The sequence below is a fragment of the Ensifer sp. 1H6 genome (assembly GCF_001976035.1).
GTDB classification, from domain to species: domain Bacteria; phylum Pseudomonadota; class Alphaproteobacteria; order Rhizobiales; family Rhizobiaceae; genus Ensifer; species Ensifer canadensis.
The window spans coordinates 107,161-130,437 of the sequence record NZ_MOAI01000009.1 but is presented as its reverse complement, the minus strand read 5'-3'; the positions used below and the strand labels follow the sequence as shown (position 1 = coordinate 130,437).

Here is a 23,277-nt window from a genome sequence, read left to right as displayed (position 1 = left end):
AGCCGCTTTCTCTTTTCAGGGGAAGGCAGTCGAAACAGGAGTGAGTAAAAAATGATCAACAAAAAGGGGATCCACGCCGCCTTCATCGCGCTTGCGCTGACTGGCAGCTTTCTGACGGCCGCGCCGGCCTTTGCCGCCGGCACATTGACGGTTTCGTCGCCACAGGATCCGGGCAGCTGGGATCCGGTCGACACCTTCCTCGTCAACTGGGCATCTGTCTCCACCAACATTTTCGACGGCCTGACCTATCGCGGCCCTGACCGCAAGCTGGTTCCAGGCCTTGCAACCGCCTGGGAAGAGCTCGACGGCGGCAAGCGCCTGCGCTTCACGCTGCGCGAAGGCGTCAAGTTCCACAATGGCGAGCCTTTCAACGCCGAAGCCGTGAAATACACCTTCGATCGCCTGCTCGGCGAAGAAGGCTCCAAGGGGCCACAGAAATCCAACTATGCGGTCATCGAGCGTGTCGAGATCGTCGACGAGAAGACCGTCGATCTCCACCTGAAGTCACCGGATCCTGTTCTACTGACCAAGCTCGCCGGCTACGGCGCGATGATCGTGCCGCCGAAATACATCCAGGAAAAGGGTGAGGACTATTTCAACACCCATCCTGTCGGTACCGGCCCATTCAAATTCGTCTCCTATGAGCCGAAGGTGGCGATCAAGCTCGAAGCCTTCGCCGATCATTGGGGCGGCGCACCGAAGCTTTCCAACCTCGACTTCCGCTTCATCGCCGAGCCGGCAACCGCCGTTGCCGAATTGCAGGCCGGCCGCGTCGATCTCGTCATCCCGCCGACCATCCCGATCGGCATGATCCCGACGATCGAGGGTGACGACAAGCTCGAACTCGTCTCGACCCCCGGCCCGACCGTCTATGCGCTGCGTTTCAACACCCGCGACGGCATCACCAAGGATCCGAAGGTCCGCAAGGCGCTGATCCTCGGCGTCGACCGCGACACCATCATCCAGTCGATCCTCGGCGGCCAGGCCGCTCCGATCGCCAGCTTCCAGGGCGAACTGTCGTTCGGCTTCGACCCAAGCATGAAGCCGTTGCCATACGATCCGGAGCAGGCGAAGGCGCTGTTGAAGGAAGCGGGCGTCGCGCCGGGTGCTTCCGTCCAGATCGACGTGCGCGGCAACGACGCAACCTTCAACGAAGTTGTTCAGGCCGTCGCCAGCTACCTGCAGCTCGTCGGCATCAACGCGACGATCAAGCCTTACGAAACCAACGTTCTGTTGAACGACATCATCCCGGCCGGCAAGACGGGCGCGATGTTCCAGCAGGCCTGGGGCGGCTGGACGCTCGATTACGACAACACGGCCTACTCGATGTACCACTCGGGTGAAAAGTGGAACCCGTACGACAGCGACGCCGAACTCGACAAGCTGCTCGAATCCCAGCGCTCGATCACCGATCAGCCCAAGCGCGAGGAAATCCTCAAGCAGATCGCCAACTACGCCGCCGACCGTGCGCTGGAAATGCCGCTCTACAACCTCAACGCCATCTTCGGCGTGAGCAAGCGCGTCAAGAACTTCACGCCTGTTCCCGACAGCCGCCTGCGGCTGACGGACGTCACGGTCGAGTAACAATCAGATCCGCCGCTTCCCAACAGCGAGCGGCGGGTCGTCTTCATGAAGGGCGGGTAAGTTGGCCGGATTTTTGATCAAACGTGTTCTGCAGGCGGTGTTCGTTGTTTTCGTCGTAACGCTCATCGTCTCCTTTGCCATCCGCCTGACGGGCGACCCGGCACTGATGCTCGCCCAAGGTGCGGGTAGCGTCACCGAGGAAGACCTCTCGCGCATCCGCGAGGCGCTCGGCCTCAACCAACCCTTCATGACGCAGTATTTTGCCTTCATCAAAGGCCTGTTCACATTGGATTTCGGCCGCTCGTTCATGGGCGGCACCCCGGTCTCGCAGCTGATTGCCGCCGCCCTGCCGGCAACGATGATGCTGGCCTTCGCGTCACTCATCGTTTCGATCATCATTTCGATCCCGCTCGGCATCAAGGCGGCTGTCGCCCGCGGCAAATGGGCTGATCAGGCGATCCGCATCCTCTCGCTCGTTGGCCTGTCCTTCCCGAACTTCTGGCTGGCGATCATGCTGGTGCTGTTGTTTTCGATCACGCTCAAATGGCTGCCGCCGAGCGGCATGGACGGGTTTGCGAGCTTCATCATGCCGGCTGTCACCATGGGCATCATCCTGACGGCAACCAATGTCCGCCTGGTGCGCACGGCGATGCTCGAAACCCTGCAGTCGCAATACATCATGGTGGCCCGCGCCAAGGGCCTCAGCGAAAGCAAGGTGCTCTACAAGCATGCGCTGCGTAACTGTGCCATCCCGCTCATCACCTATTTCGGCCTCCAGTTCGGCGGTCTTCTCGGCGGCATCGTCGTCGTGGAGCGGGTGTTCAACTGGCCAGGCATGGGCACCCTTGCCTTCGACGCCGTCGGCGCCCGCGACTATCCCGTGCTGCAGGCCGTCATCACCGTGCTCTCGCTGATGATCGTCGGCGTCAACCTCATCGTCGACATCGCCTATGGCCTCGTCGACCCGCGCATCCGGACGGAGTGAGCCGATGACCACCAAGGCCGCAAACACCCGTTTCGCCCGTTTCCGCAACCTCGAATTCATCCTCGGCGCGCTGCTTGCCGGCGGCATGTGCCTCGCTGTTCTCTTGTCAGGTGTGCTCTTTCCGGGCGGCGCCGACAAAATCGATCTGATGGCGCGGCTGACGCCGCCCTTCGTCAACTGGGCACATCCGCTCGGCACCGACCCGCTCGGCCGTGACGTGCTTGCTCGCGTCGTTGCCGGCGGCAAGATTTCCCTGCTCGTCGGCTTCACCTCGGTAGCCGGTGCCGTCGTAATCGGCGTGGTGATGGGCCTCGTCTCCGGCTACTATCGCGGCTTCTGGGACATGGTCGTCATGCGATTTGCCGACGTGCAGCTGGCGCTGCCCTTCATCCTGCTCGCCATCACCTTCATCGCCATCGTCGGCGGCGGGCTGACCAACACGATCGTGCTACTGATCATCTCGCAATGGGTGCAATATGCCCGTCTCGTGCGCGGCTCGGTGCTGTCGCTGCGCGAACGGGAGTTCATCCAGTCGGCCCGCGCCATCGGCGTTCGCGATGTGAAGATCCTGTTCCAGCATCTGCTGCCGAACCTGATCGGCCCGGTCATCGTGTTGATGACGCTCAACGTTGCCAACAACATCCTGCTCGAGAGCAGCCTGACCTTCCTCGGCCTCGGCGTCGACCCGCTGATCCCGAGCTGGGGCGGCATGCTCGCCGACGGCCGCACCTACCTGCAGAACGCCTGGTGGGTCAGCGTCTTCCCAGGCCTTGCAATCCTTCTTACCGTCCTTGGCCTCAACCTTCTCGGCGACTGGCTGCGCGACAGTCTCGACCCAACAGGCAGAACTTCACGATGACCACAATTTTCGAAGGGACGTTCGAGCGCACGCTCGACACCATGCTCGCAACCTATGGCAAGGAGGTTGCTCGCGGCACCCGGCTGGAGGCATGGCTCTTCGATGATCGCGAAAGCCGCAGGGCGGCCGAGCAGAAGCTTGGTGCCTTCGGCGTCGAGGCAAAGCTCAGGAGCGCCTACAAGCCGCTCTTGCACTTCTTTCTCGAGGAGGTCGACCGCAAGGCACTGAAGCGCGTCGATATCCGCTATCCGCAGCCCGAAAACTGCCCGGCGAACCGCTTCCTGCTCGAAGCCTATCCGCTGGCAGCGCTCGTCGGCGACGCCGAGATCGTCTTTGTCGGCGGCAGCGATACGGCACTAACCTACGACGTCGCGCTGACCTTTGCCGACGGATGCACGGAAGCCCATACGGTGTTTGCGCCCAACCGCCAGCACACCGATTTCATCGGCGAAACACTCCTGTCTCCGACCGGCTGGGTCCGTCTCGACGACAGCAGCAGCAAGCGGAGGGAATGCCACCTCGAAACTGACTATGAGCGGCTGTTTGCAGGCGCCATGCGTGCAATCGCCGAGCACGGCTGGGGCGACAGCGAACCCTATTTCGACGAACTCAACATCCGTGCGACGTTGCCGATCAACGATCTGCAGCTGCCGGTCGGCGAAGAGGTCGTCAGCCTGCGCGAAGCGATGCATGAGGACTTCTATTTCTCGCTGCTCGAAGTCTTCCAGAAGAAGTCGGGCCGTCCGTTGGGCGACCGTGGCCTGAAACCCGGCCAGATCGTCCCCGAAATCGTCTTTGCCGATGGCAAACCCACGGTTCGCGTCGAAACCCGACCGCTCGCGACGACGGACGCCGACGGCGAAATCCAACCTCTCGACACGGCTCAGGCACCGCTCGCGGTTGCGCAGATCCATGCCGAACTGGAAAAGATCGAAGGCCAGCCCTTTGAAGCACATTCGCGGGCCGGTCGCCCGGTCAAGGCGCGCTATCACAAAGGCACCGATGCTGCCGTGATGATCAGCGGCGGCCAGCACCCCAACGAGACCACCGGCATCGTCGGCGCATTGCGCGCGGCTCAGACGCTGGCCACTCTCCCCAGCACGCACTTCACGATATCTCCGCTCGAAAACCCCGACGGTTATGCCGTTCACCAGCGGTTGCGTGCCGATAACCCGCTGCACATGCATCACGCCGCCCGCTACACTGCGCTTGGCGACGATCTTGAATATCGCGCCGGCACTGCCCTCAACGAGCGGGCGATCCGCAACGACGCCGAAGCCCTGTCGGGCGCCGAGCTTCATATCAACCTGCACGGCTACCCCTCGCACGAATGGACACGGCCGCTGTCCGGCTATGTGCCGCGCGGCTTTGCCATGTGGACGCTGCCGAAGGGCTTCTTCCTGATCATGCGCCACCACGCCGATTGGGAAGCGCGTGCCGAACAGCTGATCGAAGCGGTGACGGCTCGACTCGCCACTGTGCCCGGTCTTCTCGCCTACAATGATCAGCAGATCGCGCTTTACGAAACCCATGCGGGCGAGACCGGCTTCCGCATCATCAACGGCTTCCCCTGCATGATCTCCGTCGACGATCGCCATAAGGCGCCGCTGACGCTGATCACGGAATTTCCCGACGAAACCATCTATGGCGACGCCTTCGTTTCCGGCCATGACGCGCAACGGGAGACGGTTCTGGCCGCCTACGAGGCGTTCCAGTCGATGATGGCAGTCGCCTAGGCTTCGCCCGGCAAATCTTTCAAGGATGTGATGGGCTTTCGGGGCCGTCACATCTGCCCGTTTCACCGGCATGCGTATCGCCGCCGCCATGCCCGGTGAATGAGCTACTGCGCGGTTCATACGTGCGGTAGCGAACTGCGCAGCGCGCGTGCTGTTCGGTGCGGCCATACGGCAGGCTCTCGCGCATTCTCTGCTTCCTCGATGCGCCGATGACGATCGCCTCCGTGATAATCCCTGCACGAACGCCCTTTCGCCAAGACGCGCATATACCTGCCTCTCATATCGCTTGGAGCCGCCGGATACCGTAAAGGCTGCCGCCGCAGCGTTGCGGCCGCATTGCGCGCCAGCCTGTAAATGATGCAGTCAGAGCGCGAACCAACCGCAACTTTGCGGCAATGGTCCTCAAGCAAATGTGCGCCTACCGCACAGACACGTTGGAGAATCGAGACATGCGCCTACTCCTTGTTGAGGACGAGCCTGAGATGGCTGCCGCGCTCGGCGTTGCCCTTGGCCGCTACGACATGATCCTCGACCATGCGCCGTCGCTCGATCACGCCATCGCCGCGATGGCCAATCAGGTCCATGACGCGATCATTCTCGACCGGCAATTGCCTGACGGAGACGGGTTGACGCTCATTCCCCGTGTTCGCGCGCTGAAGTCGGGCATCCCGGTGATCGTGCTGACGGCGCGTGGCGCCGTCGACGAGCGGATCAAGGGGCTGGACATGGGGGCCGACGATTATCTCGCCAAACCCTTCGCGGTCGAGGAACTGCTGGCACGGCTTCGCGCATTGATGCGGCGGGCACCCGATATCGCACCGATGACCGCGCGCATCGGCAATCTTGTCTTCGATTTCGGCGCTCTGGAAGCGCGGATCGACGGCCGCGTGCTCGAGCTTCCCCGCCGGGAACTGCTTGTGCTCGAAGCGCTGGCGCGACGGCAGGGGCGCACCGTGCAACGCTCGACGCTGGAGGAATCCGTCTACGGGTACGACGACGAAATCCAGTCCAACTCGCTCGACGCCCATGTTTCGAGACTGCGCAGGAAATTGCTGGAGTCCGGCTCCGGCGTGGAGATCCACGGCATTCGTGGGGTCGGCTACCTGCTGAGACCGATGTCATGAGCGACAACCCCAACCACTCGCTGAAGAAGCGGCTCATCTGGCACATCCTCACATTTCAGGTGCTGCTGCTCGTTGCCGTCATTGCAGGCTTCATGGCGCTTTTGATCCGGGCCGATCTCGGCGGCATGATCCTTGATGCCAGTTCGGCGTCGATTGCCGCCAGTGCCGTCGAGGTGACCCCCGACCAGAAACTGAGGCTGAAAAACACGCCGCAGCTTCAGGCCCTGCTCGCCGAAACGCCGGGCTTCTGGTTCGTCGTGCGCAACGAGCGCGGCGACACGATCCAAAGCGGGCCGGTCCCCGATGCCTATCGCGGCATCGGCGAGCATCTCGACCGCGTCGCCTTCGCCGACATCCGCGACGGACTGGAACCCTACCTGCTCTCGGCGATCGTTCGCGCGATCGAGACCGAGAACGGCACTTACACGGTTCTGACCGGCGGCGGACGCCTGTGGAGCGCCTCGTTCGCGGTGTTTTTCCTGACGAACCTGCTGCTGCTGCCGATCGTGCTCATCCTCGTGCTCATTCCCGCCTTCCCCATTCCGATCATTGTGCGCCGTGCCTTTTCCAGCCTCGCCGAGGTCGCCGACCACGCCAAAAGCATCGACGTCGACCGCCGGGGCGCCCGTCTGCCCGATGGCCGCGTGCCGGGCGAGGTGCGCCCGCTGGTCGAAGCCGTCAACGGTGCGCTGCAGCGCTTGGACGAAGGTTACGAGCGCCGCCAGCGCTTCATATTGGATGCAGCCCACGAGTTGAGGACCCCGGTCGCGATCCTGCAGACCCGGCTGGAGGGCATGGACATCGGGCCGTTGCGCGCCCGTCTTCTTGTTGATGCCGCCCGTATTGCCGGCCTTGCCGAACAGCTGCTCGACCTCGAGCGCATCGACCGCGACGGCGCGCATTTCGCACCCCTCGACCTGGTTTCGCTCTGCCGCGACGTCGCCGCCGACCTCGCCCCTCTCGCACTGTCGGCCGATTGCGACATCTCTTTTACCCATGGGCCCGCTCAGGTTAGCGCGCGGGGAGACGCTGGCGCGCTGGAGCGTGCCGTCACCAATCTGGTCCGCAACGCAATCGAGCATGCTGGCGGCCTGATCTCCATTCACGTCGAGCGTGGTGGTATCATCGAGGTCAGCGACGAGGGGCCCGGCATTCCCGAAAGCGAACGGGAGCGGATTTTCGAGCCGTTTCACCGGTTGCAACCGCGTGACCACGGTGCTGGCCTTGGGCTGCATCTCGTCAGCGAGATCGTCAACCGTCACAAGGGCCACATATCGGTGGTCTGTGCGCCGACCGGTGGCGCCTGTTTCCGCATGACCCTGCCGGTCGCGTGAGAGACTTTGGGGCCATAGAGTCTAACAGGTTATTAATAACAAAATCAGCGATTTAGTCGATATTTGCAATGTTGATGCAATCCGTGCGGCGCACAAATGCGCACATCTTCCAGCGTCGATAATCGTGCCAGCCGGCGCGAAGCGAAGAGAGAAGATAAATGCGCCGCGACCGGCGCCTAGTCCAATCCACGGAGCAACGCCATGCGGCAACGTCACAAACTTCCCCTCTGGCTCGGCATCACCTTTTTGGCCACAGCCGGTGTGCAACAGGCACTGGCCGCCGACCCCTATTCGCCGGAACCGGCTTCGTCCTACCAGGACCCGCCTGCCTTCAATTGGAGCGGTGCCTATGTCGGCGCCCATGGCGGTCTCGGCTTTACCGGTAGTCCCAATCCGTTTTCCGACCGCAACGGCGTCGTCTTCGGCGCACAGGCCGGCTACAACATGCAGGTCGGTCCCGGCATCGTCGGTGCCGAAATCGAAGGCTCCTATCTCGGCGACACCGAACACAAGGTCAGCGGCGGCAAACTCAAGGAAAAATGGCGCGGCGCGATCAAGGCGAAGGCCGGCCTCTCGTTCGACCAGACACTCGTCTACGGCACGGCCGGTTATGCCATGACCAACTACAAGAAGGGCGGCGGCGTCCAGAACGATGTCGGCTTCAAGGGCGGTTATCTGGTGGGCGCCGGCGTCGAGCAGGCTTTCGCCGGCGGTCTCTCGGCGAAGATCGAATACAACTACATCACCACGCCCGACGTCCGCACCAACACGGCCTTCGGGTCGAGCGAGAAGGACATCAACAGCCACGTCATCAAGGCCGGCGTGAACATGCGGTTCTGATTGTTCCCACGCGATCGCAGCGCCGTCACCCGATCCTCCCTGGGTCAGCGGCGCTCGGTTCGACGTGGAACGATCAAGCCGAAGGCCGGTCCCGGCCCTCGGCTTCACTCTTTCGCTGGCCCGCGTCTAGAGCGTTTCCGGTCTAAGTGGAGTCAGAAACGCTCTATCTCCTTGTTTTTACGCATTTCCTGACGGAAAACCGCGTCGCACTTTTCCTGGAAATGCTCTAAGCCGCCGCCTCCGAAACCTCGGCTTCGGCATTCGAAAGCCGCCGCCAGATCGGCGCCATTGCGTCGGCGATGTCCCGATAAAGCTCGTACCGTCGCGTGTAGTGGCGCGCTATCGCCGCGTTCGGGCGGTAGTGGCGTTCCGTCCTCACCATGGCTGCCGCACCTTCCGAGAAATCGGCAAAGATCCCTGCCCCCGTGCCCGCGGCAATCGCAGCGCCGAGCGCGCCGGTTTCGCGCGAACGGGCGACCGACACCGGAACCCCGAGCACGTCGGCAAAGATCTGCGGCCAGATCAGGCTGCGCGATCCGCCGCCTGAAAGCACCGCCTCGTCGAAGGTCGCGCCCGCCGCCCGCATCGTGGCGATGTGCTGGCGGTGGCCGAAGGCGACACCTTCGAGAACCGCGCGAACCAGGTGACCCTTCGTGTGCCAGCCGGCGACGCCATAGAACCCGGCGCGGGCGTTACCGTCCTGCTGCGCGCCATAGAGGAAGGGATGATAGATCGGGTCATTCGCGGCCGGTTCGATATCGGATGCAAACGAGCAGCAGACGTCAAACGGCGATCGGCCGTCGTCGATGCCGCTGTCAGCAAAGAACTCGCGCACCAGCCATTCGAGATTGGCCGCCGACGTCGCGCTCGATTCGATTGCCATGTAGCGGCCGCGATCAAAGGTGGAGGACATGAACACCGGGCCCGAAAGGTCAGGGCCATCGATAATCACCTGGTTGATGCTCCAGGTTCCGGCGATGATCGAGGCAGCGCCGGTGCGCGTGACGCCCGAGCCGATTGCCGAGGCGACGACATCGAAGAGACCGCCGACCACCGGCGTGCCCGCAGCAAGACCGGTTTGTGCTGCCGCCTCCGGCGTGACCGTGCCGACCACATCCGCACTTTCGGCGAGGTCAGGCAAGAGGCCGGTTGCCTCGCCGAGATCGAAGGCCGCCATCAGATCGCGGTCGTAGCGGCGGTTGACGACATTAAGGAGGCCGCAGCCGGTCATATCCGAGACGTCGCTGACCCGCTTGCCGGTCAGTCGGTTGACGATGAAATCCTTGCACAGAAACACCGTGCCGATCCTGGCATAGGTCTCGGGCTGGAAACGCTTGAGCCAGGCAAGCAAGGTCGGCGTCTGCGACGGCCAGGGCCGTTGCCGGCCGATGGCATAGGTGCGGTCGCCGACACCCTGCGCCTTCCATTCTTCCACTAGCCCGGCGGCACGCGTGTCGAGCGACTGGATGCCGAGAAGCGGCTCACCGCCCTGGTCGAGAGCATAAAGGCCGTTGCCGTGACCGGCGCAACCGATCGCCACGATCTCTTCGGCACGGATGCCGGCACGTTCGACGCATTGGCGGATGACTGCCCGGGCATGGGTCCACAGCTCTTCGAGCCCCCGCTCGACATGCCCGGGCCGCGGAACCCGGCTGTGCCCCTCCTGCGCAGCCGCCGCGATCTCGTTGCCCTCAAGGTCGAAAATCACCGCCTTGATGACGGTGTTTCCGGCGTCGAGTCCTAAAAGATAGTCTGCCATTGAAGAACCCCTCCCAAGGTTCGGATCGTCTTTCTCAGCCTTGCTGATACAGGGCGAAGGCGGCTGCGCCATCGGCGTCATCGTGCACGATGGCCATCAAACCGCGAACGACGGCGCTCGGGTTTGCATGCTGGTAGATATTGCGCCCATAGACCATGCCCACAGCGCCCTGCCGCATCAAGGCCGCAGACTTGTCGAACACGGCACGCAGGTCCTCCTTGCCGCCGCCGCGCACCAGAACCGGGCAGCGGGCTGCCTCGACCACGCGGTGGAAATCCTCGGCATTTGTCGTCGGGTCGGCCTTGACGATATCGGCGCCCATCTCACGGGCGAGCCGCGTCAACGTGACGATTTTTTCCGCATCGCCATCGACCATGTAGCCGCCGCGCTCGGTGACCGGCTGCATGACCAGTGGCTCGATCATCAGCGGCATGCCGTATTTTTCGCAATCGGCACGGACGCGGGAAATGTTGGCTACGCACTGGCGAAAGAGGTCCGGTTCGTCGGGCAGCATGAACAGATTGACGACCACGCAGGCGGCATCCATCTCCAAAGCGCCGACCAGCGGTTCGGCCTCGTTCTGCAGCACAGCCCACATGTCGCGGTGGCGGATGCGATTATACGGGTTGCCCATGTCGATACGCATGACCAGAGCCGGCTTGTCCTTGCCCGGAAGATCCTGGAGCAGATCGGCCTGGCCATAGTTCATCTGGATCGCATCGGGCCTAGCGTCGACCAGGGCCCTCACCACGGATTCCATGTTCTCAAGACCGTCGAGGAACGACGGTTCGTTGCAGACGCCATGGTCGATGGCCACGTCCAGGCAGCGTCCTGCGCCAAAAAGACGGTTCATCCGGACCTTGCGGTTGTTTCGCATAATGCACTCCTTTGTTCGTTCCGTGCGGAAAGCATGTCTTCATCGACGCCGTGGCGTTCGAGGAGAAGGGTGAGAAAACGGGCGCGTTCAAGCGCCTGGCGGGCCACTGGCCAGTGCTTTTCGGCCGCGAGCAATGCGAGCACGGCGTCCGTCATTTCGAGCGAAAGCTCGCCGGTGATCGCCAGGGTCGTGCGCCGAAGCAAGAGGTCGTCGAGTTGTTCGACCTTCTCGCTGCGGATCAGGAACTGGATTTCGCGGGTCGAATAATCAGGATGCGGAAGCGGAGCGTCGGGCGCGGCAGCGACGAAGGCGGCGATGCGCTCGGCATCCGTGCCATAGCGCTCAAAGAGCGTGGCGACGCGCGTCGGCGCAAGGGCCGCCGCCGAGGCGACCCGCGCAATCCAGGCTTCCCGGTCGGCGGGAAAATCCCGGCCGCCACCAATCGCCCGATCGGCCGTGGCCACGCGGCGAGGCTGATCCAGTCGTTCGAGCACAAGATCGGCAGCCAGCTCTCCGAAGGAGCGGAAGGTCGTCCATTTGCCACCGATCATGCATAAGACCGGCGGCCCGGCATCGGCGGTCTCGACGAAGGTACAATAGTGATCGCGCGGGATGCGGCCGGTAAAACTGTCCTTGCTCGCCGGCAGCGGCCGGACCCCGGAAAACTGGAAGGCGATCTCATCGGGACGAACCTTGATCGTCGGCAGGACGAAAGCGAGCGACTGCAGGATGTAGTCCCGTTCCGCCGTCTCGCAGCGCACGGTTTCCGGATCGTCGACGCGAATGTCGGTGGAGCCGACCAGAACCTTGCCGAGATAGGGAAACAGGATGCAGATGCGCCCGTCCTCATTCTCGTAGTAGATCATGTGTCCATCGAGCGCGCGGGTCAGATCGTCGTTGTCGATGATCAGATGCGACCCTTTGGTGCCGCCCATCAACGGTGCCGGCCGGGCCGGTTCGGAAAACAGGCTCTGATTGGCGATGTCGATCCAGCCGCCGGTGGCGTTGATGATCACGGTCGGCTCGATCAAGACCTCCGTGCCGGCGATATTGTCTCTGACGGCATAGCACCCCGGAGCTACCAGCTTCAGCTCGGCATAGTTGACAGCGCGCGCATGGGTACCAGACGACAGCCCGTCCTCAAGCAGTTCGATGCCGAGACGTTCGGGCTGACTGACCCAGGCGTCATAATAGGTCGCGGAATTCTTGATCGCGGGATTGAGCGCCGGCCATCGGCCAAGCGTCGCGCGCCGACCGCGAAACTCGTGGCGGGGCATAATGGCGCGCTTGCGCGTCAGGAAATCGTAGATCGCAAGCCCTGCCTTGATGACGACGGCGCCACGGCGGCTCGGCCGCCGGCTCAAGCCAAGGAACCGGACCGCGCCGTTGGCGATGCCGGAGAACACGTCGAACACGGGAACCGTCGTCGGTAGTGGACCGACATAGTGCGGCGCGTTGCGAAGGAGCCGGTCGCGCTCGACAAGCGATTCCCGCACCAGGCTGAATTCGCCGTTTTCGAGATAGCGCAATCCGCCATGAACCATGCGCGACAGCGCGGCGCTGGCGCCGGAACAGAAATCGTGTTTCTCGACGAGCACGACATTGACGCCCTGCAGCGCCAGCTCGCGAAACACGCTGAGGCCGTTGATGCCGCCGCCGAGGACGCAGACGTCCACCTTCGGGCTCTGGCGGAGCCCGTCAAAAATCTCTTCTCGGTTCATGATGGCGTCCGTTACCTATCCATGTGAGCGAGCTTCGCCGCTATCGCTTCATCGATCGCCGCGAGGTCCTGGCCGTCGAGCCGGATTGTTCCCGCACGGGCGTTGTCGAGCGCCTGCGCCGGATTGCGCGCGCCGCACAACGCAAAGGTCACGCCGGGCTGGGCAAGCGTCCATGCAATGACCGTCTGGGCGATGCTGGCCGCATGCTTTTCGGCGATGGGCCGTATCGCCTCGGCAAAGGCCGTCGCCTTCTCACGGTTACCGACGGAGAAGCGCGGGTTGTCGCGGCGCTGATCGTCTCCGGCAAACACCCGGTCCGGGCCGACGGTACCGGACAAGAGGCCCAGGGCCAGCGAGGAATAGCTGAGCGTGGCGACACCGTTGCAGTCGTCAGCGGCAACAGTTCCGCCTCGATCTCGCGATCGATCATGCTGAAACGCTCCTGGATCGCGTCGAGGCGGCCGGTGGCGATATAGGCTTCCAGCTCGGACCGGTCGACGTTGCTGGCGCCTATCGCGCGGATCTTGCCGGCATTCTTCAGGTCTTCCAGCGCCCGCACCGTCTCCTCGATCGGCGTGGTTGGGTCCTGCCAATGGGTGATGTAGAGGTCGATATAGTCCGTCCCGAGCCGTTTCAGGCTCTCTTCGACCTCGTGAACGATGGCGTCGCGACCGAGGTAGCGATGAACAGGCTTTCCGTCCTGGTCGAAGAAATGACGCCCCTTCGTCGTATGCCAGACGAGGCCGCATTTGGTTGCGATCACCGCCTTGTCGCGGCGGCCGGCCAACGCCTTGCCGACGATTTCCTCCGAACGCCCGAGACCATAGGCGGGAGCCGTATCGATCAGGGTCACGCCGGCATCGAGCGAGGCCTGGATCGCGGCGATCGATTCGCCTTCGTCCGTTCCGCCCCACATCCAGCCGCCGATCGCCCAGGTGCCGAGCCCGACGGCGGATGCCTTGACACCGGTGCGGCCGATCTCGCGCGTCAACTGTTCATTGCTCATGCCGAAAGTCCCTTTTCGCTTGCCATGGCAAGGATGCGCTCGCCGGTCGCCTCGTCGGTCACGAGTGTATCGAGATGCCTGCCGCGCAGGACGCTGAGAATGGGGCCGGCCTTGTTCGGTCCGCTCGCCACCCCGATCTTGGTCGGGATCGACGCGAACTCGTCGAGCGTCAGCGAGACGAGCGAGCGGTTGAGGCTGTAGTCGCAGACCCGTCCCTGGTCGTCGAGCAGGTGCGCAAGCAGTTCGCAGCTTGCGCCGGAGCGTTTGATCGCGTCACGATCGGTGCTCGAAGATGGGTGCAGGTCGTAGTAGCTGGAATCGTCGGAAAGGATCGAGCCGATGCCGACGATCGCGACCTTGGCTTCCCTGGCGCGCTTGAACACGTCGGCCACCGAGCGCATGTTGATCAGCATGGCGCGCTCCGCGGCACTGTCGGCAAAGAGCGGCGCATGGATCTGATAGGACCTGCCGCCGAGCCGATCCGCCAGGAGGGTCGAGACGTGGTTGACGTCGGTATAGTGCTTGCCCTGCACGCAGCCGGTCGCCGGGATCACCTCGACATCCAGGCGCCGTGACGGGTGCAGACCGGCAACGACGGCGCTGACGCCCTTGCCGCCGGTGATGCAGATGGTGTCGCCGTCGGCGATCTCTTCCATCAGCAGCCGGGCCGCAGCCTCGCCCACCGCCTGCAGCGCCGTCTGCTGGTTGTCGGAGACGGTGGGAACAACGACGGCGCGGCTGATGCCGCCAAGCGCAAGCAATTGCTCCTCCATGTCGACCAGCGGTTCGACGGGCGACTTGATCTTGATTTCAACCAGGCCGAGCTGGCGTCCGCGCTTGATCAGACGGTTGACCGTCGGCTGCGAGATGCCGAGCCGGTCGGCAATCTGCGACTGCGTCAGGCCCTCGAGGAAGTGCAGCACCAGTGCCTGATGCATCTGCCGGGCAACGACGAGTTCCTCGCGTGCACTGGAAATGAGGTTCTGATTGGGCTTGGCGATCGGCATGTTCAGATGGCCTTCCGCTTATGCAGGAAATGGTCGATGGAGACGGCGGCAAGTAGAATGCAGCCCTTGATCATATCCTGCCAATAGACCGAGACGTCGAGCAGGATCAGCGAACTGGTGACGACAGACAGTAGCGCGATGCCGAGGATGGCGCCGAGGATCGTCCCCGATCCGCCGTTGAGCGAGGCCCCGCCGATAACAGCAGCCGCGATGATGTTGAGCTCCATGCCGACGCCGAAGGTGGGCGTGGCGGCGCCGAAGCGCGACATGTAGATGACGCCGGCGACACCGGCGAGCGTCGAGCAGAGCACGGTTACCCAGAACTTCACCTGCTTGGTCTTGATGCCGGAATAGAGCGCCGCCTTCTCGTTGCTGCCGGTGTAGAACACCTTGCGAAATGCGGTCGCACGGCGCAGCAGGAAGTCGAACAGGATCACGACGGCGACGAAGATCAGGATGACATAAGGCACGCCATGGAAGGTGCCTTGGCCGACGGCTTTGAACGATGCCGGCATGGTGAACAGCGACAGCGGTGTGCCCTTGGTGATGACGAGGCAAAGTCCGCGCACGATCACCATTGCCGCAAGCGACGTGATGAAATGGTTGAGCCCGACCACGGTGACGAAGAAGCCCATGATGGCGCCGATGAGGCTGCTAGCGAGTATCCCGAAGAGCGAGGCCGTCCATGGATCGACCCCGGCGAGGAACAGCGACCCCGCGAGCACCATGGCGAAGCAGACGACCGAGCCGACCGCAAGGTCGATGCCGCCGACGATCAAGAGGATCGTCATGCCGACAACGACGATGCCTTCGACTGAGAAGCTCATCAGCATCGCGCGCATGTTGCCGAAGGTGAGAAAGTGTGGCGAGGCAAAGCTCATGACGATGCCGAGCGCAAGAATGATGGCGATCAGCCCAGCCTCGCGCATTGTGCCGATCCGTCGCCAGGCCGGAACCTGAACCTGCGTTGCAACCACCGTATCGACTGCCATTTCCGCCTCCCCATTCCGTCTGCTTGTTTCAGGCAACATGCTCGGCCGCCTTGATTTTCTGTGGTTCGCCGTGCTGCCCGACCCCGGAGGCAAGGCGGATCACCGCCTCCTCCGTCATCTCGGCCTCGCCGAGTTCGCCGGCAATGCCGCCCTCGCGCACAACCAGCACCCGGTCGCACAGCCCCAGAAGTTCGGGCAGTTCCGACGAGATGACGACGATGCCGATGCCCGAGCACGCGAGATCGCGCAACAGGCGGTGAATTTCCGATTTGGCGCCGACGTCGATGCCGCGCGTCGGTTCGTCCATGAGAATGACCTTCGGCCGCACCGCGAGCTGCTTGGCGATAGCAACCTTCTGCTGGTTGCCGCCCGAGAGCGACGATACCGGCATGGCGATACCGCCCATGCGCACGCCGAGCCTCCGGGTGAAATCGCGGGCGAGGTCCGCTTCCGCCTTCGCGTTCATCAAGCCGAGCGGCCCGGTCAGCGTCTTCAGATCCAGCACCGAAATGTTCTGAGCGATCGACATGTCGACGAACACGCCGGAGCCCTTGCGATCCTCCGAGAGGTAGACGATGCCGGCGTCGACCGCGTTTCTGTAGTTGCCGATCGTCTGCTTCTTGCCGTGCAGCAGCACGTCGCCGCGAACCTTCCGGCGCAACCCGCAGATCGCCTCGGCGATCTCTGTGCGGCCGGAGCCGATCAGCCCGCCTATCCCCAGAATTTCTCCTTTGCGCAGGTCGAAGCCGACATCATCGATGCGTTCGCCGTCGCCAAGACCGCGAACCGACAGGATGACGTCGCCGGACTGTTCGGCGCGCGCCTGCTTCGGCGGATAGAGCTGGGTGATCTCGCGGCCGACCATGCGGCGAACGACATCATCGGGCGTCACATCGACAACGCGTTCCGTCGAGACGTGGCGACCGTCGCGAAAGACGGTAACCCGGTCGCACAGGCTGAAGATTTCGGCCATGCGATGGCTGATATAGATGATGGAAATGCCCGCAGCCTTCAGGTCGCGGATGATGCCGAAAAGCGCTTGCGCTTCGGCCTCCGTCAGCGCCGCCGTCGGCTCGTCGAGGATCAGCACCCGGCAATCGAGCGTCAGCGCCTTGGCGATCTCGACCAGCTGCTGGCTGGAAATGGTAAGGTCGGCGACCTTGCGGCGCACGTCGATCGGCGCCAGCCGGTTCATCACCGTCTGCGCATCGCGGGCAAGCGACGCGTAGTGCATCAGCGGCGAGCGCCGCCGGTTTGTCGCGGCCATGAACATGTTTTCCGCCACCGTCGCGTCCGGGCAGAGCGCGATCTCCTGGTGGACAAGACCGATACCGAGCGACTGAGCTGCGGCCGGCGATAAGATCTTCGTCGGCGTGCCGTCGACGAGGATTTCGCCCTCATTCGGCTGCAGCACGCCGGCGATGATGTTCATGAGCGTGGATTTGCCGGCGCCGTTCTCGCCGCAAAGTGCATGGATCTCGCCCTTTTCGAGGTTGAAATCCACATTGGTCAGCGCCTTCACAGCCCCGAAGTGCTTGGTGACGTTGCGGACCTGAAGGACCGGCTGCGATATCATCGCCTTCTCCACTCTCAATCGTTTGACCGGCTATCCGGACATCCGGATAGCCATGTCAAAAGCCCCTTACTCGTCAATGCCCTTGGTGCCGCGGCGCTTCAGGTACTTGTCCCAGTAAAAGTCATCCGCATTGGCGGCGGTGACGATGGAGAGACCGTTGTCGACGAAGGGAATGCTCATCGGGTTGAAGCCGGAACGCTTGGCGTCGTTCATCGGGTCGATGAGGTCTGGGTGCTTGGCCAGCCACAGCAACATGAAACCCATATAGCCCTGCATGCCCTGGTTCGGGTTGATCGAGCCGAACACTTCGCCGGCCTTGATCATGTCGAGGATGTTGGCGTTGACGTCGGCGCACATGACGAGAACCTTGCCGCCGCTTTCCTTGCTGGCCTGTGCGGCACCGATCGCCGAGTTGGCTTCGGGCATGAAGACCGCGCCAAGGTTCGGGTTGGCCTGGATCAGGCTCATCAGGCCCTGATAGGCCTTGTTCGGATCCTGGTTCGAAGCGGCGCGGCCGACGAGTTTCATGTCGGGCCACTTTTCAGCCATGCGGCCGACGAAAGCGGCGATGCGCTTGTCGTGGTTGTCCTGGCCGGGGTTTTCCAGAACGGCATATTCGCCCTTGCCGCCCATCTTCTCGGCGATCGCATCGGCGGCATAAACGCCTTCGCGGGTATTGTCCGAGGTGATGAACGAAATGCGCTTGGAGAGCGGCGAGTCGGCGGCGAAGGTGACGACCGCGGTGCCCTGGTCGATCGCCCGGTTGATCGGCTCGATGAACGGATCCGAGTTCATCGGATGAACAAGGATACCGGCCGGGTTCTGCGCCAGCGCCTGATCGAAAGTGGCGATCTGCTTGTTGACGTCATATTCCGGGGTGCCGGTATATTCGGTCTCGCAGCCGAACTGCTGGCCGGCCTGCTTGAACATTTCATAGACCGGGAACCAGTATTCGACGCCCGAAACCATGACGTTCATGACGTATTTTTCGCCGGGTTCGCAGCGAAACGGGTTGGCCGTCTCCGCGCTGGCAGGGCCAGCCAGAAACGTCGTTGCAATGACCGCCAGTGCGGTCGAGCTCAAAAAAGTGCGCAAGCGTCCTCCTCGAGGCCAAAGCCCCTCCCAAAAACCAATCGTGCAGTCAGAAATGACCGCTGATGTGTGAGTTTGCCGGAACTCCTCCTCGACTTCCGACTGTGGTGATTAAAACGACGACCAAGGCTTCTGTCAATATAATTCATGGCATGAATAATAATTCACGCCAGTTCTGCAGTGGTTGGCGCAATCGGTTCAATTTCCTGTCACGGATGTTCGCTAGAACCGGCAAATGGCAACCCTTCAGCAAATCGCCTTTCAGGCCGGCTGCTCGTTGGCAACCGTGTCACGTGTCCTGACTGGCTTCTCGCCAAAAGGCGCGTGGTGCCTGTGCTCAAAAATTCACATGATCGTATACAATAATTGGCGAATATTGACGACAAAAGCTCATTTCGTGAGCAGAAGGTTGTTGCGCCGGATACTGCGGATTCGGCGGTGACACTAGATTCCTAAACGAAAATATAGAGTTATCGTCGCCGCACGAGATTGGCACGTTTGATGCTTCTTCCCTGTCATCAGGAGAAGCCATCATGCCGAAAGCCGCCGAAATCGATATCGTATCTGTTTCCAAGATCTACGGCGCGACAACCGCCGTGCACGCCATCAGCCTCAAGATCCCCGCAGGCAGCTACTGCTGTTTTCTGGGGCCGTCGGGCTGCGGGAAGACATCCACGTTGCGCATGATTGCCGGCCACGAGAGCATTTCGTCCGGCGACCTTCGTCTCGGCCATGTCGCCGTGACCGATTTCCCGCCGGCCCGCCGCAATACGGCGATGATGTTCCAGTCCTACGCCCTGTTTCCTCATCTCGACCTCGTCGACAATGTCGCCTTCAGCTTGAAGATGAAGGGCGTCGACAAGGAAACACGCCGGGCCAAGGCGCTGGCCATGTTGAGGCTGATGCAGATGGAGGCCTATGCCGGCCGTCGGCCGGCGCAGCTTTCGGGCGGACAGCAGCAGCGGGTGGCACTCGCACGCGCCTTGATCACCGAACCGGAAGCTCTGCTGCTCGATGAGCCATTGTCGGCGCTCGATCCATTCCTCAAGATCCGCATGCGGGCAGAGCTGAAGAAGCTGCAGAAAACGCTGGGCATCACCTTCGTCCATGTCACGCACAGCCAGGAAGAGGCCATGGCTTTGGCCGACCTGATCGTGGTGATGAACGATGGCCGCATCGAGCAGGCGGCAGCGCCACGTATCGTCTTCGAGCAGCCGGCAACCGCCTTCGTCGCCCGGTTCATGGGCGACCACAATGTGCTTTCGGGCCGAGTGAGCGCCATCCGTGACGGGATCGTCGAGATGGAGGCGGCCGGTGGCCCGAGGTTTGCCGTTCGCGACATCGCACAGGAAATCGGTGCGCCAATCGACATCGGCATCCGCACCGACCGCGTTCGCCTCGAGCCTGCCTCGGAAAAGACCCTCGGTTTTCAGGCGGTGGTCTCCAACATCGAATATCGCGGCGCTTCGGTGAAGTTGACCGTCAGTGGCGCCGGCAGCGACGACTTCACAGTGATCGTCAGCGATGCCGACTATTTCAACAAAACCGTGTCGGTCGGCGACGCGGTGTCCCTGAGCTGGGCCCTGGAGGATGTCGTCCCCCTCGGTCGCCTTTCAGCATGAGTGACCAACCATCAAAAAAAGGGGAACTGCGCATGACGAATGAAACTACACCGAAGACCTCGAAGGAGGGCCTGTCCCGACGCACGCTGCTCAAGACCGGTGCGGCGGCAATCGGCGCGATTGCCGGGTCCGGGGCGATCACCGGCTTTCCGACGATCTGGGCGCAAAACCCGATCACGCTGCGCCAGTTCGGCACCGGCGTTTCCAACATCAATGCCATTGCCGAGAAGTGCAAACAGGATCTCGGCATCACACTGGAAATGACTGCGACGGATTCGGACGCCGCGGCCCAGCGGGCAGTGACGCAGCCCGATTCCTACGACATCGCCGACATCGAATACTGGATCGCCAAGAAGGTCTTCCCGGCCGGAGTGATGCAGCCGATGGATGTCTCGAAAATCAAGTACTACGACAAGATCGTCCCGCTGTTCATCGACGGCAAGCTGAAGCCCGAAAGCATTATCGCCCAAGGCACCGCCCCGCACACCGTCGGCTTTGTCGAGGCGCAGGCTTCCAGGACCTTCGCGAAGTCGCCGACCCAGTGGATGACGCTCATTCCGACGATCTACAATGCCGATACCCTCGGCATCCGCCCGGATCTCGTCGGCCGCGACATCACGAGCTGGGCCGACATCATGGATCCGGCCTTCAAGGGCAAGGCCGCGATCCTCAACATCCCGTCAATCGGCATCATGGATGCCGCCATGATCATGGAAGCCTTGGGCAACGTCAAATATGCCGACAAGGGCAACATGACGACGGATGAGATCGACCAGACGATCGACTTCCTCATTAAGGCCAAGCAGGACGGTCAGTTCCGCGCTTTCTGGAAATCCTTCGACGAGAGCGTCAACCTGATGGCCTCCGGTGAAGTGGTGATCCAGTCCATGTGGTCACCGGCCGTCGCCGCCGTCCGCTCGAAGGGGATCGCGTGCAAATACCAGCCGCTCAAGGAAGGCTATCGCGCCTGGGGTGGCGGCCTCGGCCTTGCCGCTCATCTCCAGGGCGCCCAGCTCGACGCGGCCTATGAATACATCAACTGGTACCTGTCGGGCTGGGTCGGCGCCTATCTCAACCGTCAGGGCTACTATTCGGCCGCCATGGACACGGCCAAGGGCTTCATGTCCGAGGACGAGTGGGGTTACTGGGTCGAGGGCAAGCCGGCAAAGGGCGATATCCTCTCGCCGGAGGGCAAGGTCATGGAGAAGGCCGGTGCCGTGCGCGATGGCGGCTCCTTCGAAGACCGCATGGGCAAGGTCGCCTGCTGGAACTCGGTCATGGATGAGGATCGCTACATGATCAAGCGCTGGAACGAGTTCATCGCGGCTTGAGGCAGACGAAACGCCCTCGCTGCGGCGCGCCCTCGAATGGGGCCGCCCGCAGCGAGCGGAACCTGACGAGCAACGCGAGAGGATGAACAATGGCGGTAGTGGCAATTTCGCAGCCATCGGAGGCCTTGGCCGGTAGACCCAGCAGTGTCCGTGCTTGGCTGCAAAGGCTGGGCGCCTATCTGCAGGCGCTGCCGCTCATCCTCATTCTCGGGTTCTTCTTCGTGCTGCCGATCCTGACGGTTCTTGTCGTCAGCTTCTGGGACTACGACTTTGCCGGGCTTTATCCGGACTTCCTGACCATGAACTATGTCGACACGCTCGGTTCGTGGGTGACGTGGAAGACCTATCTCAACACGTTGAAATTCACCGCCCTCGTCTGGTGCCTCACACTCTTGATCGGCTTCTGGGTCGCCTATTTCCTCGCATTCCACGTGCGCACGACGACCATGCAGATGGTGCTCTTCCTCATCTGCACCGTGCCGTTTCTAACCTCCAACATCATCCGCATGATCTCCTGGATCCCGGTGCTTGGACGCAATGGCCTCGTCAATTCGACGCTGATCGACCTCGGCATCATTACGCAACCGATCGAGTGGCTGCTCTATTCCGATTTTGCTGTCGTGCTTGCCATGGTTCACCTCAATACGCTCTTCATGGTGACGCCGATCTTCAACACGCTGATGCGCATTGACCGTTCGCTGATCGAAGCGGCGCGCGACTGCGGCGCCAGCGGCCGGCAAGTGCTCTGGAACGTCATCCTGCCACTCGCCAAGCCCGGCATCGCCATCGGCTCGATCTTCGTCGTCACCCTCGTCATGGCCGACTTCTCGACGGTTCAAGTTATGTCGGGCGGACAGAGCGCTTCGGTCGCGCTGATGATGAAGAACCAGATGTCACTGCTGCAATATCCGGCTGCGGCCGCCAATGCGGTAGTGCTGCTGATCGTCGTGCTCCTGATGGTCGCCGCGATCCTTCGGGTCGTTGATATCCGAAAGGAACTCTGAGATGAACCATGAGCGGCGCACCCTTGAATTCTACCTGCTCGCGGGCTTCTTCGCCCTGTTCGTGCTGTTTCTCTACGGGCCGTTGTCGGCGGTGCTGATCCTGTCCTTTCAGGGGCCGAATGGCGGTCTCACATTTCCGTTGAACGGACTTTCGCTGCACTGGTTCTACAATCTCTTCGAGAAACAGGCGGTCGGCGACTTCGGCGCGTCCTTCCGCCGCTCATTCACGCTGGGACTGATGGTGATGGTGGTCAACGTCGTCGTGGCGCTCCTCGCCGGCCTTGCCTTTCGCCACCGCTTCAAGGGGGCGACGGCCCTCTTCTACCTGACCGTTGCCAGCCTGGTCGTGCCCTCGATCATCATCTCGCTCGGGATCGGTGTCGTCTTCCAGCAGTTTGGCCTGAAGCCCGCCTGGTATTCCTCCGGCTTCGGCGCACATCTTACCTGGACCCTACCCTTTGGCGTCTTGATCATGTTTGCCGTCTTCAACCGCTTTTCGCCGGCCTATGAAGAGGCGGCCCGCGATCTCGGCGCCACCCCGTGGCAGACGTTTCGGCATGTGGTGCTGCCGATGATAGCGCCGAGCCTGATCGGGGTCGGCCTCTTCGGCTTCACCCTTTCCTACGACGAGTTCGCCCGTACACTGATGACCTCGGGCAGCTACAACACCCTGCCATTGGAAATCTACGGAATGACCACCAATGTGACGACGCCGGTGCTTTACGCGCTGGGCACGGTCACGACGCTCTTCTCCTTCACCACCATCCTCGTCGCGCTTGCCGTCATTCTGACGCTTCGTCGGCGGCAGGTAAAAATGAGCTAGGTTCG

General features: G+C 62.3%; 17 protein-coding genes and 2 pseudogenes. 11 read left to right on the top strand and 8 right to left on the bottom strand.

Going from position 1 to position 23,277, the window contains the following annotated elements:
* Positions 1-51: 51 nt before the first annotated feature.
* The 7 genes from BKP54_RS13075 (at position 52) to BKP54_RS13045 (ending at position 8,462) form a co-directional block, all read left to right on the top strand.
* Complete coding sequence (locus BKP54_RS13075) at positions 52-1,584, top strand: ABC transporter substrate-binding protein (protein ID WP_057209860.1); 1,533 nt, start codon at positions 52-54, stop codon at positions 1,582-1,584.
* A gap of 61 nt (positions 1,585-1,645) precedes the next feature.
* Positions 1,646-2,569 (top strand): ABC transporter permease, encoded by a 924-nt coding sequence (locus BKP54_RS13070; protein ID WP_025429288.1) that lies wholly within the window; start codon positions 1,646-1,648, stop codon positions 2,567-2,569.
* Positions 2,570-2,573: 4 nt separating this feature from the next.
* Complete coding sequence (locus tag BKP54_RS13065) at positions 2,574-3,428, top strand: ABC transporter permease (protein WP_057219179.1); 855 nt, start codon at positions 2,574-2,576, stop codon at positions 3,426-3,428.
* Positions 3,425-5,164 carry a M14 family metallopeptidase gene (locus tag BKP54_RS13060; RefSeq protein ID WP_084814502.1) on the top strand — a complete coding sequence of 580 codons (1,740 nt, stop codon included), beginning with the start codon at positions 3,425-3,427 and terminating at the stop codon, positions 5,162-5,164. Before BKP54_RS13065 ends, BKP54_RS13060 begins: the two co-directional genes overlap by 4 nt.
* Before the next feature lie 449 nt (positions 5,165-5,613).
* Entirely contained in the window at positions 5,614-6,288 is a 675-nt protein-coding gene (locus tag BKP54_RS13055) for a response regulator transcription factor (RefSeq protein WP_084814501.1), read from the top strand.
* Entirely contained in the window at positions 6,285-7,622 is a 1,338-nt protein-coding gene (locus BKP54_RS13050; protein ID WP_084814500.1) for a HAMP domain-containing sensor histidine kinase, read from the top strand. Before BKP54_RS13055 ends, BKP54_RS13050 begins: the two co-directional genes overlap by 4 nt.
* Before the next feature lie 201 nt (positions 7,623-7,823).
* Entirely contained in the window at positions 7,824-8,462 is a 639-nt protein-coding gene (locus tag BKP54_RS13045) for an outer membrane protein (protein WP_025429293.1), read from the top strand.
* Positions 8,463-8,688: 226 nt separating this feature from the next.
* Here BKP54_RS13045 and BKP54_RS13040 read toward each other — a convergent pair whose 3' ends face one another.
* The 8 genes and pseudogenes from BKP54_RS13040 to BKP54_RS13005 all read right to left on the bottom strand — a co-directional run bounded on the left by BKP54_RS13040 (position 8,689) and on the right by BKP54_RS13005 (position 18,495).
* The gene (locus tag BKP54_RS13040; protein WP_025429294.1) at positions 8,689-10,221 is read right to left on the bottom strand and encodes an FGGY-family carbohydrate kinase; all 1,533 of its coding nucleotides are present in this window, start codon (positions 10,219-10,221) and stop codon (positions 8,689-8,691) included.
* A gap of 34 nt (positions 10,222-10,255) precedes the next feature.
* Positions 10,256-11,098: a class I fructose-bisphosphate aldolase gene (locus BKP54_RS13035; RefSeq protein ID WP_057209867.1), complete on the bottom strand. Its 843-nt coding sequence runs from the start codon at positions 11,096-11,098 to the stop codon at positions 10,256-10,258.
* On the bottom strand, positions 11,071-12,819 hold the full coding sequence (locus BKP54_RS13030) for a glycerol-3-phosphate dehydrogenase/oxidase (RefSeq protein ID WP_057209869.1): 1,749 nt from the start codon (positions 12,817-12,819) through the stop codon (positions 11,071-11,073). Before BKP54_RS13030 ends, BKP54_RS13035 begins: the two co-directional genes overlap by 28 nt.
* A gap of 11 nt (positions 12,820-12,830) precedes the next feature.
* Positions 12,831-13,825 (bottom strand): annotated as a pseudogene (locus BKP54_RS13025) (aldo/keto reductase).
* On the bottom strand, positions 13,822-14,832 hold the full coding sequence (locus BKP54_RS13020; RefSeq protein WP_057209872.1) for a sugar-binding transcriptional regulator: 1,011 nt from the start codon (positions 14,830-14,832) through the stop codon (positions 13,822-13,824). The pseudogene BKP54_RS13025 and the gene BKP54_RS13020 overlap by 4 nt, the downstream one beginning before the upstream one ends.
* A gap of 2 nt (positions 14,833-14,834) precedes the next feature.
* Positions 14,835-15,824, bottom strand: a complete 990-nt coding sequence (locus BKP54_RS13015) for an ABC transporter permease (protein WP_025429299.1) — start codon at positions 15,822-15,824, stop codon at positions 14,835-14,837.
* Positions 15,825-15,852: 28 nt separating this feature from the next.
* Positions 15,853-17,400 carry a sugar ABC transporter ATP-binding protein gene (locus BKP54_RS13010; RefSeq protein WP_057209874.1) on the bottom strand — a complete coding sequence of 516 codons (1,548 nt, stop codon included), beginning with the start codon at positions 17,398-17,400 and terminating at the stop codon, positions 15,853-15,855.
* Between the two features lie 66 nt (positions 17,401-17,466).
* Positions 17,467-18,495, bottom strand: coding sequence for a substrate-binding domain-containing protein (locus tag BKP54_RS13005; RefSeq protein ID WP_025429301.1), 1,029 nt, complete (start codon positions 18,493-18,495; stop codon positions 17,467-17,469).
* A gap of 530 nt (positions 18,496-19,025) precedes the next feature.
* Here BKP54_RS13005 and BKP54_RS13000 point away from each other — a divergent pair.
* The 4 genes and pseudogenes from BKP54_RS13000 (at position 19,026) to BKP54_RS12985 (ending at position 23,272) form a co-directional block, all read left to right on the top strand.
* Positions 19,026-20,114 carry an ABC transporter ATP-binding protein gene (locus BKP54_RS13000; protein WP_084814499.1) on the top strand — a complete coding sequence of 363 codons (1,089 nt, stop codon included), beginning with the start codon at positions 19,026-19,028 and terminating at the stop codon, positions 20,112-20,114.
* A gap of 32 nt (positions 20,115-20,146) precedes the next feature.
* The gene (locus tag BKP54_RS12995; protein WP_057209879.1) at positions 20,147-21,445 is read left to right on the top strand and encodes a PotD/PotF family extracellular solute-binding protein; all 1,299 of its coding nucleotides are present in this window, start codon (positions 20,147-20,149) and stop codon (positions 21,443-21,445) included.
* Between the two features lie 173 nt (positions 21,446-21,618).
* Positions 21,619-22,449: pseudogene (locus tag BKP54_RS12990) on the top strand (ABC transporter permease); the annotation flags it as partial.
* Position 22,450: 1 nt separating this feature from the next.
* Positions 22,451-23,272, top strand: coding sequence for an ABC transporter permease (locus BKP54_RS12985; protein WP_025429311.1), 822 nt, complete (start codon positions 22,451-22,453; stop codon positions 23,270-23,272).
* Positions 23,273-23,277: the final 5 nt, after the last annotated feature.